Genomic DNA, 13,979 nt, shown 5'->3' with positions numbered 1-13,979 from the left:
CGCCGCGAGAACGGCTCAGGCGAGGGCGTCGACGATGGGCCGGAACTTCACCCGGGTCTCGAGAAGTTCGGTCTCGGGGTCGCTGGCCGCAACGATGCCTGCTCCCGCGTGGGCGACCACGGGGATCGTGTCGCTGTATGCCGCGGCGTAGCGTTGCGGCTCGGCGCCGACCTGTGCGCATCGCAGGGCGATCGCCCACTCGCCGTCGCCGCGGGCATCGATCCACCCCACGGGGCCGGCGTAGCGTCCGCGGTCGAACGGCTCGAGGCGGCGGATCACCTCGAGGGCTGCATCCGTCGGGGTACCCGCGACGGCAGCGGTCGGGTGCAGCACGCGGACGAGGTCGAGCGCGGAGGCGCCGTTCGACAGCCGTCCCGAGACGTCGGTGGCGAGGTGCCAGAGATTCGGGAGCTCGAGCAGGTGCGGTTCGCCGGGCGCGACCAGGTCGCGGGTGAGGGGGGCCAGCGCCTCCACGACGCTCGTGACCGCGAACCGGTGCTCGTCGAGGTCTTTGCGGCTGGCCTCGAGCGCGTGCGCGGCCGCGGCATCCTCGCCGGCATCCGCGCCGCGCGGGGTCGTCCCGGCGAGCACGCGCGCTGTCACCGTGCCGTGGTCGACGGTGATGAGGGTTTCCGGGCTCGCGCCGATCAGGCCGTCGACGGCGAAGGTCCAGGTGTCGGGGTAGCTGGTAGCGAGGGCGCGCACGAGGCGCCGCAGATCCGCACCGGCCGGGATCGTGCCGACGAGGTCCCGGGCGAGCACGACCTTCTCGACCTCGCCCGCGGCGATCGCCTCGACGCCGGCGCGCACGGCCTGCTGGTACGCATCCGGCAGCAGCAGACCCGGTCCGAGGGTCGCCGACCAGTGAGGGCCGTACGGTTCCGGTGACGGGGCGGCACTCTCGGCATCCGCCTCGCCCTCGCGGCGGATCGTGGTGGTCCAGGCGCGGCCCGCGTGGACCCCGGTGATCGTGCTCGGCACGACCAGGTACGGGCGGGTGGTGGATTCAGGGTCGAACCCGAGCGCTCCGAATCCGACGAGGCCGGTGCCGGGCAGTTCCAGGGGATCGGACACGCGAGCATCCGCGGCGATCTCGCGCCAGACCTCGGCGAGCGGGGTCGACATCGGGGGCGCACCCCGTCCGCCCATCTGGATGACCGGCCGCCCGCTGCCGACGATGCCTTCGCCGCGACGCAACCACGCGAGCGGGTTCCGCGGGTCGGTCAGCACGAGCAGGTCGTCGACCGGCTCGATCTCCTTGGTCTCGACCACCAACGGTGGGAGACGAAGCGAGCGGGTCACCTCACCAGCCTAGACTTCCGGCGTGGATGCGGATCGACGCGGGCGCCCGGCGCCCGGCACGGTGACTCAGTTCCGGTGGCGCAAATGGGACGGCGGCGTTCACTGGGTCCACGACTGCGTCTACCTCGGTCACGACCAGTGGGGTGAGTGGTTCGGGCAGCCGGCGGGATGGCGCAGCATCCGTCCCGGCCGAAACGTCGTGACCGCGGGCCCGAACGTCACCCTCATGCCTCCCAGCGGCGAGTACGCGCTGACGGTCAACGACGCACCGTCGCGCACGCGCATCTACATCGACCTGGGGTGGGACATCGGGTGGTCCCAGACAGCGCGTGGTGTGGCCGAAGGCATCGACATGGACCTGGATGTCGTGCGGGCGCTCGATGAGCGCGGGATCTGGATCGATGATCGCGACGAATGGGACGAACACCGCGTCCACTACGGCTATCCGAGCGATGTCGTGGAACGACTCGAGGCGCTCGCGGTCGATCTCGAGCGGCGGGTGCGCGCAGCGGAGGCGCCCTTCGACGACGCGACGGCGGATGGCTGGCTCGGCCGCCTCGCCGCGCTCGGGCTCGCTCCGCGAGCGGCGTCCTAGACTCGACGGGTGAGTTCCGACCAGTCGCATCGTGCAGATCTCCAGAAGGACCCGGCCCGCGTCAGCGGGATGTTCGACGAGGTCGCGGCGGGCTACGACCGGACGAACACGATCCTGAGCGTCGGCAACGACCGCCTGTGGCGCGTTGCGACCACTCGCGCCCTGTCGCCGCGCCCGGGTCAGCGGATCCTCGACCTCGCGGCCGGAACCGGCACCTCCAGCGTCGCGATCGCGCGGACCGGCGCGGAGGTCGTCGCGGCGGACTTCTCGCCCGGGATGATCGCCGAGGGGCAGCGTCGCCACGCCGAGGTCCCCGGCGTGAGCTTCGTCGAAGCCGACGCGACAGACCTTCCGTTCGAGGACGAGGAGTTCGACGCTGTCACGATCTCCTTCGGGCTGAGAAACGTCCAGGATGCCGACGCCGGCCTCCGCGAGATGCTGCGGGTGACCAAGCCCGGTGGGCGCCTCGTGATCTGCGAGTTCTCCCACCCGACATCCCCTGCCGTCGCCTCCCTCTATCGGTTCTACAACGACCACATCCTTCCGCCGATCGCGCGGCTCGTGAGCTCCAACGGCGACGCCTATGACTACCTGAACGAGTCGATCCGGGCGTGGCCCGACCAGCCGACCCTGGCCGGACGCATCCGGGCCGCCGGGTGGACCGACGTGGCGTGGCGCAACCTCACGCTCGGAGTCGTCGCCCTGCACCGGGCCCGTAAGCCCGTCGGGGATGGTGGCGCGTAGCCCCGGTAGGCTTGTCCCGTGACCCCTTCCGCGTCGAGCTCCCGAATCGCGAGCCAGCTGGGTCTCGCGGAACGGATCTTCGCGGGCCCCCGTGCGCGCCGTCTCATCGACGGCGTTGAAGCCGGGCTGGACCGGGTCGATGCGAATCTGGAGCGAGAGCTGCACGTCTCCGACGCGCTGGCCGACGCAACGAGCCGCTACCTGTTCGACGCCGGGGGCAAGCGGGTGCGCCCCATGCTCGCCTTGCTGACCGCACACCTCGGCAGCGGCGTCACAGACGACGTCGTTGAAGCCGCCACAGCCCTCGAGCTGACCCACCTCGGTTCGCTCTACCACGATGACGTCATGGATGACGCTGACAAGCGTCGCGGCGTTCCGAGTGCTCATTCGGTCTGGGGGAACAACGTCGCCATCCTCACCGGCGATCTTCTCTTCGCTCGCGCGAGTCAGATCATGGCGCGCTTGGGGGAGGGGGCCATCCGGTTGCAGGCCAACACGTTCGAGCGGCTCGTCCTGGGGCAGATGCACGAGACTGTCGGGCCGACCGATGCCGATGACCGTGTGAATTTCTACCTGCAGGTCCTTGCTGACAAGACCGGCTCGCTGATCGCTGCAGCCGCCAAGTCCGGCGTCATCTTCAGCAACGCTCCCCGCGAGTACGAGGAGCCGGTGCGTGTCTTCGGCGAGGCCGCCGGTGTCGCCTTCCAGCTGCTCGATGACGTCATCGACCTGTCAGCCGACCCTGACGAGACCGGCAAGGTGCCGGGAACCGACCTGCGGGCCGGTGTTCCGACAATGCCCTACCTTCTTCTTGCGCGCCGTGACGAACCCGATGCGCGAGCCCTTCGCGAGCGTATCGACGACGGCGTGGCCCGGATCGCCGAGGGTGAGGACTCGGCGCTCCTCGATGAGCCGCTGGCGATGTTGCGTGCTGACAGGTCCACGGGTGAGACCGTCGACCTCGCCAACGCGTGGTCGCGCGATGCCATTGCTGCTCTCGACCCCATCCCCGACGGCCCGGTGCGCGAGGCACTTACGAGGTTCGCCCAAGCCGTCGCCGACCGCTCGAGCTGAGGCGGTTCCGGCGCGGTCGCGCCGAATCATCGTGCTCTCGCGTCCCGAAAGGAACTCATGACCACTCTGAGGTTGGCCATCGTCGGTGCAGGCCCGGCGGGTATCTACGCCGCCGATATCCTGCTGAAGGCGGAGCGCTCGTTCGACGTGTCGATCGACCTGTTCGAGCACCTTCCCGCCCCGTACGGTCTCGTTCGGTACGGCGTCGCGCCCGACCACCCGCGCATCAAGGGCGTCATCACGGCTCTTCGCGAGGTGCTCGACCGCGGCGACATCCGGATCTTCGGCAACGTCGAGTTCGGCCGCGACATCACGCTCGATGACCTCAAACGCCACTACAACGCCGTCATCTTCGCTACCGGCGCCGTCCGCGACGCGACCCTCGACATCCCGGGGATCGATGCGGAGGGCTCCTACGGAGCTGCCGACTTCGTCAGCTGGTTCGATGGCCACCCCGACGTGCCCCGCACGTGGCCGCTGACCGCGCAGTCGGTCGCGGTCGTCGGCAACGGAAACGTCGCTCTCGACGTCACGCGTATCCTCGCGAAGCACGCCGATGATCTGCTGCCGACCGAGATCCCGGCGAACGTCTACGAGGGGCTCAAGGCCTCGCCCGTGACCGACGTCCACGTCTTCGGGCGCCGCGGACCCGCACAGGTCAAGTTCACGCCCCTCGAGCTTCGTGAGTTGGGGGAGCTGCGGGATGTCGACATGGTCGTCTATGACGAGGACTTCGACTACGACGAGGCATCCCGGACGGCGATCGAGAGCAACAAGCAGGTCAAGGTGATCGACCGTGTGCTGCAGGAATGGCGCACCCGGCCGGGCGTGAACAACGCGGGCGGCACGGCATCCCGGCGCCTGCATCTGCACTTCTGGGCGCGGCCCGTCGAGGTGAAGGTGGATGACGAGGGTCACGTGTCCGGGTTCGTGTACGAGCGCACGCGCCCCGATGGGGTGGGTGGAGTCACCGGAACCGGCGAACTCCGCGAGGTCCCCGTGCAGGCCGTCTACCGCGCCGTCGGGTACTTCGGTTCCCCGCTTCCCGAGGTGCCCTTCGACGAGCGTCACGGCGTGATCCCCAACCACGAGGGTCAAGTTCTGCACGCCGACTCGAACGAACTCGTGCCGGGAATGTACGCGACCGGATGGATCAAGCGCGGCCCCGTCGGCCTCATCGGCCACACCAAGTCCGACGCGATGGAGACCGTTCGCCACCTGATCAACGGCCAGGGCTCCTGGTGGCAGCCGGAGGATCCGTCCGAGGACGCCATCCCCGCACTCCTGGCCGAGCGCGGGGTGCAGTGGACTGACCTCGACGGGTGGCACCGTCTCGATCAGCACGAGATCGGACTCGGTGAGCCTGAGGGGCGCGCACGCATCAAGGTCGTGCCGCGCGACGAGATGGTCTCCATCTCTCGGGGCGAGTGAGTTCCGCGCGGCGGCTGTCGCCGGGGCTCATTGCTGCCCTCGGCTTCGTCGCCGCGGTCGGTCCGTTCGCGACCGACATGTACCTGGCTTCGTTCACAGACATCGCCAGCGACCTCGGGGTCGACGCCGCCGCCGTCCAGCTCACGCTGACGTCGTTTCTCGTGGGCATCGCATCCGGCCAGCTGGTGCTGGGCCCCTGGTCCGACCGTGTCGGGCGGCGACCGATCCTGCTTGCCGGGGGCGTTGTCTTCGCGATCTCGAGCATCGCGATCGTCTTCGCGCCCACGATCGCGATCTTCGTCATCCTGCGTTTCGTCCAGGGTTTCTCCGGCTCCGCGGGCATGGTGCTGGCCCGCACGGTCGCCGTGGATCTGAGCCCCAAAGAAACTGCGGTGCGCGCGCTCAGTTTGATCGTGGTCGTCGTCGGGGTGGCTCCGCTGATCGCGCCGCCGATCGGTGGGCTCCTGAGCGAGGCGATCGGTTGGCGTGGAGTGATGGCGGCTCTTGCCGCCGTCGCGGTGGCGATGCTCGCCGTATCGTTCTGGGTCGTTCCCGAGTCTCTCCCGCCCGAGCATCGTCACACTGCCGGGCTGTCCGAGACCTTCCGGTCCTTCGGCAGCCTTCTCACGGATCGAGGCTTCCCGCTGTACACGGCGTCGTTCGCCCTGACCTTCGGTGCGATCATGGCGTACGTGTCGGCGTCGCCGTTCGTCGGTCAGGTCGTCCTCGGCATGACTCCGGCGATGTACTCGTTCTCCTTCGCAGTGTCAGCGGGTGGTGTCATCGTGTCGAACGTGGTGAATGCGCGCGTTGCCGTGCGGTTCGGCCCCAGACGGATGCTCGCCGTGGGACTGGGCCTGACCACCGGCGCTGCCGCGTTGTTGCTGGTGCTCACTCTCAGCGCAGCGCTCTCGGTGGCTGGGTTTGTGACGTGCGCATTCTTCCTGACCCTCGGCCTCGGGTTCACCATGTCCAATGCGAGCGCTCTCGGGCTTGCTCGGGCCGATCGCGCTCGGGGGTCGGGGTCCGCGATCATGGGCACCACGCAGTTCCTCGTGGGCGCCATCGCCTCACCCCTCGTGGGACTCGCGGGTGAGGATACCGCGGTGCCGATGGCGGTGGTCATCGCGACGACGATGGCGCTGTCGCTGGTGTTCGGCGTCCTTGCGCTGCGGCTGACCCGGCGCGGCCGCCGCTGAGCGGTCCGGTGTACGAAAGCCTGTCGTGCTCTACATTGATGTGATCCAGAGTGCACGGGCGAGGTGGTCGCCCCGCAACATATGAGGGAGTCGCCATGTTCCGGTCCCGTCTTGTCCCCGCCGTCGCTGCTGTCGGCATCCTGCTGCTCGCCGGCTGCGCGCCGACGCCCGCGCCGTCGTCCACGCCGAGCTCTGAAGCCAGTGAGAGTGAAACTCCCAGCGCCGAGCCGACGCAAGAACCGCAGTCGTTCGTCGCGAATGTTCCCACGGACTGCGCAGCTGTCGGCACGGCAGCGAGTCGGGCCGACACCGTCGACCAGCTCAACCTCCAGGGGGACGGCGTCGATTTCGTCCGCCCGGTTCCCGAGGGTTCCACGCTCCTGCTCGGCTGCGACTGGTTCGCGGGCGACGCGACAGGCGTGCTCTTGCTGATCAGCGAAGTGGACCCTGCGGCCGCTGAGGCGTACGTCGCGACTCTTCCCGACCAGGGCTACACCTGCGTCACGGGGGATGCCGGCAACCCCGTGTGCCAGATGGTCACCCCCGATTCCCAGTACCCCGTCGACACCGTTGAGACGATCACGAGCCGCGAGGACATCTGGATCTATTCGTCGGCGACGAACATCGATGCCGACATGCTGCTCAGCGATCTGAACGTGCAGATCTGGGGCAACTGACGCGGGGATCGCGGGCGGCGATAGTCTCGGCTCGTGGGAGAAGCGTGGCTTCCTGATCTGCTCGGCGGGCGCTTTGAGCAGCGTACGCTGAGCCTGGGCAGCGACGACGAGGGCGAGGTCGTCGCGACGCTTGTGCGGCTCCTTCCCGCGTGGCCTGCCCCGTGGACGGGGTCACTCCGGGACGTCGACGTCCTCTACGTTCACGGATGGTCGGATTACTTCTTCCAGACGGGGCTCGCGCAGTGGTGGGCTGACCGGGGTGCACGGTTCTACGCGCTCGACCTGCGCAAGTACGGCCGGAGCCTGCGCCCGGGCCAGACTCCGGGGTATGTCTCGTCGCTGGCCGAGTACGACGCAGACATCGCTGCCGCACTGTCGGCCATGGGTCGCGACGAGCACACGCGCCGGCGCCTCGTGCTCGTGGGCCACTCCACGGGAGGCCTCACGCTCTCGCTCTGGGCTGCGCGGCATCCGGGGGTCGCATCGGCTCTCGTGCTCAATAGCCCGTGGCTGGAGTTCCAGGCCGGCGCGTGGGGGCGGGAGGCCCTCTCTCCGCTCGTGGCAGCCCGCGCTCGGTGGGATCCGATGGGCATGCATCCGGTCGTCGACCTCGGCTTCTATACGCGGGCGCAGCGGGAGGTCGGGACCCTGCCAGACGCTCCAGAGGGATGGCGGCCTGAGCGCGGATTTCCCACCACGCCGGGGTGGCTCAAGGCCGTGCTCGACGGCCACGAGACCGTTGCGGGCGGCATCGAGGTGGGATGCCCCGCGCTCGTCATGCTGTCGCAGCGGTCGAGCTCGCCGCTGGTGTGGCGGCCTGACATGCTCGAGACCGATTCCGTTCTCGTCATCGACGACATCGCCCGGGCTGCGACGCGGTTGGGCCGTCTCGTCACGATCGCGAGAATCGACGGCGCGCTCCACGACGTGTTCCTCTCCCGCGCAGCCGCACGGGACGAGGCCTACCGTGCGCTGGGGGAGTGGTTGCTGTCTCCGGCACTTCGGTAGGTGTCAGCGAGCTCCATTAGCGTGGAGGGGTTGCGCGGATCGAGGGGACACAGTGTGGTCACGGGTGAGCTGAAGCGTCAGGTCGACAAGGTCTGGGATGCCTTCTGGTCGGGCGGCATCGCCAATCCCGTCGAGGTCATCGAGCAGATCACGTATCTGCTGTTCATCCGGCGTCTCGACGATCTGCAGCTCCTTGCCGAGAAGAAGGCCGCCCGCTTCGGCGAGGAGGTCGAGAACCCGGTCTTTCCCGACGGCTACGACAGCGACCTGCCGAGCCGCCGGCCATATCGCGATCTGCGGTGGAGCGTGTTCACGAACTTCGCGCCCGCCGAGATGTTCGATGTCGTGTCTGAGCATGTCTTCCCATGGCTGCGCCGACTCGGCGCTGAAGGCTCGAGCTACACGCGCAACATGCGCGATGCCCGGTTCACGCTCCCGACCCCGGCGCTGCTGACGAAGGTCGTCGATCTGCTGCACGAGATTCCGATGGAAGATCGCGACACCAAGGGCGACATCTACGAGTACATGCTCTCGAAGCTCGCCACCAGCGGCACGAACGGGCAGTTCCGCACGGCCCGGCACATCATCAAGCTCATGGTCGACCTGCAGCGTCCGCGCCCCGACGACCTCATCATCGACCCCGCGTTTATGCGCAAGTCGGATGTCTCAAGAGACATCCAAGCGCCGGTCAGGCTGGTGCTTGGAGGTTCAAGTCGGTCGCTCTGCTCTCCCGTGAGAACTCGAGCCACCACCCTGCGAAGGCAGCCGGCGCAATCACTTCCAGCCTGTGCACGCCTTCGCCAACCGGAAGGACCTTGACGAGGCGCGCGTCAGCCTGCGCGGATGTTCCGACCGGCGAACCAAACTGGGCCGATGGGTCCTCTCTGAGGGCTTCCATGATCGAGTGCGCGACTCTTTCCACGGCCACTGCGAGAAGCGTTTCAACGTCGCCATGGAGGTCAAGCTCGTAGGCGGACCACACCGCGGCGGGGTCGAGGTCACAGGTCACCGAGGCTGCGGCACGTGCCTCAGCGACGCCCTTGCGATCGATAGCTAGAACCTGCTCCAACGTGCCTTGCGGATGCGCCCACACCCCGTGGTCCGCAAGCAAAGTGAGGAGCCGCGCCTTTCGGATGCCCTCCGCAGTCGACTCGTCATCGAGACCGGCCAACCAAGCTCCCCTCGATGCGGGATCGCTCGGAACCTTAGCCTCATCCGCTTTGCGGATTAGGGGACGCAGCACCGTTGAGATCCGACCGGGGCTCTCGGCGAACGTCTCCGTGATTGCACTTGAGAGCCCCGGCAGTGAGTCGAGGGTGCGCTGCATCTCGGGGTCGAACAGCGCGTCAAGATCACACACCGCGCGTACGTCCAAGCCCAGCTTCGTGCAGATCTCCAGCCATAACGCCACACCGCCGCTCCCGCCGCAGTCGACGAGATCTGTCTGCGCGACCACTTCCGCCGACGCGACGCGTGTAAGAGTTGTAGACATCGCGGCGACATCCGTCACACCCTCGAGCAGAACAGGTCGGGGCGAGAACACGATGTCGCTTACCAGTTGTGGATTCTGTGCGAGCGAAGCCTCCACGCGGTCCGCTTGCACATCCAAGACGCTCTCGCTCATCCGGCGCGGCGGCGATCCGGCGCCGAAGACCCAAATCGACGCCAAGTCGCTGGCGAGTCGTGGCCGCAAGAAGCTCGGCTCGTGTGTGACTACGATCGCGGATCGTCCCGACTGCTCGCATTCTCTGTTCAGCTCGGCGAGCCACAGCCTGGCCATGGAGGGGTGCAGGTGGAGTTCCGCCTCATCGACAACAAGCAACCGCCAGTCATCTCGATAGACCGCGGCGAGGAGGACCACCAGCTCGCGAAGACCGTGACCCTCGTCTCGAAGCAACGAGTACTCGACTGATCCCATGCGCACGTACGGGTCTAGGAATCCGGCTGTTTCGCGCAGTTCGATGGATCGCCCGAGAGCGCGACGGGTGAAAGCTGCAACGCGTAGCAGGACCTCTGGCTCCTCACGAAGCGCATAGAGCTCAGTGGTCGCGAGACCAGCGAGCCTTGCCATCTCGAGGATCTGTCGGCGTTCTTCCTCGCCGATTGGGACGCCGCGGTACTCGGTGGGTGTTGAACCCCAGCCGTGGTTAACAACGTTCATCAACCCGACCAGGCGATCGGTTGTCAGGATCCGCTCGCCTGTGGCCAAGGCGATCGCGCGAGCGGCCTTTGACTTTCCGCTGCCATTTCGCCCGACGAAGTACTGGACTGGGTGCGACCAGTCCGAGATCTCGATGAATTCGTGCTCAGAGCCAACCGAGTCGATCCCAAAGACGCCAGCTCGTCTGATGGTGACCGAGTCGGGGAACTTGTCACCATCAGTCGGCATTCGACTGATGGACGTCACCTTGAGCGGAGGGTCCCAGGTGTGGATGGCGAGGAACTGATCTGCAGCTTCCCGCTCACTGCCCGCGTCAACCTGCTGACGGTCGATACTGCCACCATTCGGCGCTACCGCCGACACGAGGAATCGGGTCATTGATCGTGTCCAGACTCTGGTCAGTTCTCGAAACCGGAGCTCGGGTCGAACTTGAGAACGCGCGCGTTCTCGGAGATCGTGCGCACTTCGCCTTCGTCGAATCCGTCGCTCTTGCTGGCCTGGATGTCGATGGTGATCTCGAGCTTGGCGCCGGCGCCGGCGAGGCGGTCGATGATTTCGCGAGTCACGTTTCCGATGTCGCGCGAGTACCGGTCGGGGTCGACCTTCACGGAGCCGAAGTAGCGGCTCGGGCGTCGCGGCGCGGAGCTCTCTTCGTTCGATCCCTCCTCGTCTGCTTCGTCATCGATCAAGACGACGTCCACCGGGCCGACCTCGGCGGCGCCGTCCTCTGCTGCGCGCCGGGCGGCTTCTCGAGCGGCGGCGGCACGATCTGCAGAGGCCTGTTCGTCGGCCTTGTTCCAGTCCACGAGGAGCGTGCTGTCGGTCACCTGGAGCGCGGCGTTCTGCGCAGGCGGCACGATCAGTCCGCGGTAGCGACTGGCCTCAGTGTCCTTCGCTGACGCGATCGCGAACTTCTCGCCGTCGACGAGGACCGAGTTGAGCGAGCGTTCGATCGCGGAGTCGAGCGTCTCCCTCTTGACGAGGCGCGGCAGGTAGACGTAGCGCGTGAAGTAGCCCCACAACTCGCCAACGCTGATCTCGCCCTTGTCGCGCCACAGCTGCCCAAGCTCCTGATGGAGGGTCGCTCCGAGGATCGGCGCACCCAGCTCGGTCACAAGCTGATCGTCGCGGGACAGCTTTGCGGCGACGCGCTCGGCAAGCGAGCGGCCGCTCGAGTCCGGCACCTTGTCGGTGATCAGCTCGAACGGCTTGGTGGCGTCGAACTGCTCGGGGTAGACCGCCCACACGAAGGTGTCGCGGATTCGATCCGAGACGGTCCGATCCAGGCGCGTGACCCAGTCGTCGGTCTGCTTGCGCTGCTGTACCGACAGGTTGAGGCTCTCGCTGGTCGCCTGCACGCGCTTCCACGCGAGATAGCTGCGAGCAGCGGCCTCCAGGCTCTCCAGCTCGCTCTTATCGGCCACCAGGAACACGAGAGTGTTGCGGTGCACGCGCTGGCTGGCGCCCTTGGTCTCGATCGCCTCGCGCACCCACTGGTGGGCTGAGGAGTTGGCACCGTCGGACTTCCGCCGCGAGTGGCGCGGGTGGACGATCACCAGGCGCGCGTCTTCGAGGTCGGGGATGTCGGCGCTGGATGCCGGCGCGACGTGAACTCGATCGAAGACACCGCGCGCACGTTCCTCGCTGCGAAGTCGCTCGGTGATCTCGTTCCACACGGTCTCGACGTCTTCGCGGAGTCGCTCGGCATAGTCGTTCGCAGTCTTCGTCACCGACGGCTGAGTGTCGAACCAATAGTGGCCCTGTTCCTCGTAGAAGTACGTCGACCGCTGCGCGAGCAGCTCGATCGCACTGCCGAAGTTGCCGAGCGTGTCACCGGGCGCCGCGGTTCCGAGCCAGACGTACTGCTTATCCAAGCCTTTCCGCGACGCCTTGATCCTCGGGGCAGCTCCCATGAAGATCGTTCGCGCGATCCGCTGCGTCACGAACCGCTGGCCCAGATTGGGGCGGTCGAGGTCGATCTGTTGCGCCATCGACCCCGGACCGTCGATGTCCGAGTCGATGATCGGCTTCCACTGGTCCTCGAGATACTGAGTGAGGTCGGTGTTGACCGTCGTCGCTTCCAGCGGCACGTTGCCGGGGAGGATCAGCGGGGACGTGTCGTTCGAAGCCCACAGCTCGTGCACGATGGACGACACGAGCTTGAGCACGCCGCGGGTGCGCTGGAACCGTTCCAACGTTGACCAGTCCTCGTAGAGGCGATCCAGCAGCTCGGGGTGCAGCGGGTACGACGCGCGAATGCGCTGCTCGTAGTCGTCACTCGGTGCCGCGGCATCCCGGGGGAATAAGGCGGTGTTGCTCCGATAAAGAGTGACGAAGCTGCGAGCTACGGCGGAGATCGTGGTCAAGCCCTCAGCGTTCGGCGCCTGGAAGATCCGGCGGCGGACGATCTCGAACGACTCGTCCTTGCTCGACGGTCGCCACTGGTCGGCGACCCGGCGGATCACGTTCTGCAGGCGCTCCAGCGCAAGCTGGCCGTTGGCGCCACCGATCTCGATGTCGCTACCGCTACCCGCATCACCGGTATCAGATGCCGGGATCGAGACGACGAGCATCGCGCCGGGCACTGACCGCACGACCTCCGTCAACGACTGCGCGAACGTGAACTGTGTCTCGAACGAGCCTGACGGAAGCTCCTTGTCCGTGACGAGCTGCCGGGCGTACGCGACCCACTCGTCGATCAGGATCAGCGCCGGCGAGTACTTCGCGATCAGCGTCCGCAGCGCTTCACCGGGGTTCGTCCCAGCACGGTCATCGTCTGCGATGAGGTCGTACGCCGCGCGGCCGCCGAGCTGCCACGCGAGCTCGCCCCAGAGCGTGCGCACCTCGGTCCCGTCGTCCTTAATGAGAGGTGATCCCGCCTTCAAGTACGTGCCGACGAGCGCGACGCGCTTCACGCCCAGCGCCGCAAGATCCGGGTTTCCGGTCTCGGCGATGAGCTCCTGCAGCTCCTGCGGGAAGTCCTTTGCGGGGGTGCCGCTGAAGAGGTGGTAGAGAGCGAGCATCGAGTGCGTCTTGCCACCACCGAAGTTGGTCTGCAGGTTGACGACCGGACTCGCGTTGCCGTCCCCGCCGCCCACGCGTCGGAGCGCGCGCGACAGCAGATCCCGCAGACCCTCTGTGAGGTAGGTGCGGGTAAAGAACTCGACCGGGTCGCCATACTCGGGGCTCGTCGCCTGACCGGTTCGCACGAGATGCAGGTCGGCAGCGAACTCGGATGCCGTGAACTCGCCGCGTGCCACATCATCGTGCGGGCGGATAACCTCGCGCCACGGCCGCAACCCCGAACCCGGGTCGAGCGTCACTGCCGTCCGCTTGACCTGCTTACGCGTCTGATCCTCGAAGACCGTGCGCTGTAGGTCGACCCGGAGCTTACGGACGTCCTCGGCCGAGTCCACCGCTCCAACGGCATGAAGCAGTCGCTCGATCGTGTCGAGCGCGCGCGCCGCGTCATCAGAACTGAACGGCTCGTTGTGCGCCCACAGATTTCGCGTCTCGCGGAGCTCTGAGCCGAAACCCTGCTGCGCACGCGACAGCACGTCCTTGAACCGGTAGCCCTGCTCGGTGATCGCGCGAAGCTGCACCTGCACATCATGCTTAGTCAGCGTTCGGGCTAGTCCACCCCGGCGCTGCGCGTCTTCTTGTGCCCACGCGGCAGGCCAATCCGACGTACCGTAGGCTGCGGTCATCACTTCATCGACGGAATCGAGCAGACCCTCCGACAACAGGTCGAAGGCCTTTCCCACGCGATCACGGTTGTTCATCGCCAT

10 protein-coding genes and 1 pseudogene are annotated in these 13,979 nt (G+C 67.1%); 8 read left to right on the top strand and 3 right to left on the bottom strand.

The genetic code is table 11. The features are described 5' to 3' along the window. Window positions 1–15: 15 nt before the first annotated feature. Window positions 16–1,302, bottom strand: coding sequence for an isochorismate synthase (locus tag IT882_RS13490; protein WP_195692271.1), 1,287 nt, complete (start codon window positions 1,300–1,302; stop codon window positions 16–18). Between the two features lie 22 nt (window positions 1,303–1,324). Here IT882_RS13490 and IT882_RS13485 point away from each other — a divergent pair, with 22 nt between their 5' ends. The 8 genes from IT882_RS13485 to IT882_RS13450 all read left to right on the top strand — a co-directional run bounded on the left by IT882_RS13485 (window position 1,325) and on the right by IT882_RS13450 (window position 8,849). Continuing rightward, a complete protein-coding gene (locus IT882_RS13485; RefSeq protein WP_195692270.1) occupies window positions 1,325–1,897 on the top strand; it encodes a hypothetical protein in 573 nt (190 codons plus the stop codon). A gap of 9 nt (window positions 1,898–1,906) precedes the next feature. Next, window positions 1,907–2,641, top strand: a complete 735-nt coding sequence (locus IT882_RS13480; protein ID WP_195692269.1) for a demethylmenaquinone methyltransferase — start codon at window positions 1,907–1,909, stop codon at window positions 2,639–2,641. An 18-nt stretch (window positions 2,642–2,659) separates the two neighbouring features. Beyond that, entirely contained in the window at window positions 2,660–3,715 is a 1,056-nt protein-coding gene (locus tag IT882_RS13475) for a polyprenyl synthetase family protein (RefSeq protein WP_195692268.1), read from the top strand. 57 nt (window positions 3,716–3,772) lie between these two features. Beyond that, window positions 3,773–5,146 (top strand): FAD-dependent oxidoreductase, encoded by a 1,374-nt coding sequence (locus IT882_RS13470; RefSeq protein WP_195692267.1) that lies wholly within the window; start codon window positions 3,773–3,775, stop codon window positions 5,144–5,146. Further along, the gene (locus tag IT882_RS13465; protein ID WP_195692266.1) at window positions 5,143–6,345 is read left to right on the top strand and encodes a multidrug effflux MFS transporter; all 1,203 of its coding nucleotides are present in this window, start codon (window positions 5,143–5,145) and stop codon (window positions 6,343–6,345) included. The genes IT882_RS13470 and IT882_RS13465 overlap by 4 nt, the downstream gene beginning before the upstream one ends. A gap of 95 nt (window positions 6,346–6,440) precedes the next feature. After that, window positions 6,441–7,022 carry a hypothetical protein gene (locus IT882_RS13460; RefSeq protein ID WP_195692265.1) on the top strand — a complete coding sequence of 194 codons (582 nt, stop codon included), beginning with the start codon at window positions 6,441–6,443 and terminating at the stop codon, window positions 7,020–7,022. Window positions 7,023–7,055: 33 nt separating this feature from the next. Then, on the top strand, window positions 7,056–8,030 hold the full coding sequence (locus tag IT882_RS13455) for an alpha/beta hydrolase (RefSeq protein ID WP_195692264.1): 975 nt from the start codon (window positions 7,056–7,058) through the stop codon (window positions 8,028–8,030). 54 nt (window positions 8,031–8,084) lie between these two features. Continuing rightward, the gene (locus IT882_RS13450; protein WP_229382134.1) at window positions 8,085–8,849 is read left to right on the top strand and encodes a type I restriction-modification system subunit M N-terminal domain-containing protein; all 765 of its coding nucleotides are present in this window, start codon (window positions 8,085–8,087) and stop codon (window positions 8,847–8,849) included. Window positions 8,850–9,387: 538 nt separating this feature from the next. On the opposite strand, the pseudogene IT882_RS17165 reads toward IT882_RS13450, so the two are convergent. Both IT882_RS17165 and IT882_RS13440 read right to left on the bottom strand, forming a co-directional pair. Continuing rightward, a pseudogene (locus IT882_RS17165) lies at window positions 9,388–9,654 on the bottom strand (TOPRIM nucleotidyl transferase/hydrolase domain-containing protein); the annotation flags it as partial. Window positions 9,655–10,589: 935 nt separating this feature from the next. Further along, window positions 10,590–13,979, bottom strand: coding sequence for a DUF499 domain-containing protein (locus tag IT882_RS13440; protein ID WP_195692263.1), 3,390 nt, complete (start codon window positions 13,977–13,979; stop codon window positions 10,590–10,592).

This window comes from Microbacterium schleiferi (genome assembly GCF_015565955.1).
GTDB classification, from domain to species: Bacteria; Actinomycetota; Actinomycetes; order Actinomycetales; family Microbacteriaceae; genus Microbacterium; species Microbacterium schleiferi_A.
The sequence above is the reverse complement of the archived record's forward strand: the minus strand, read 5'-3'. Positions and strand labels throughout refer to the sequence as shown.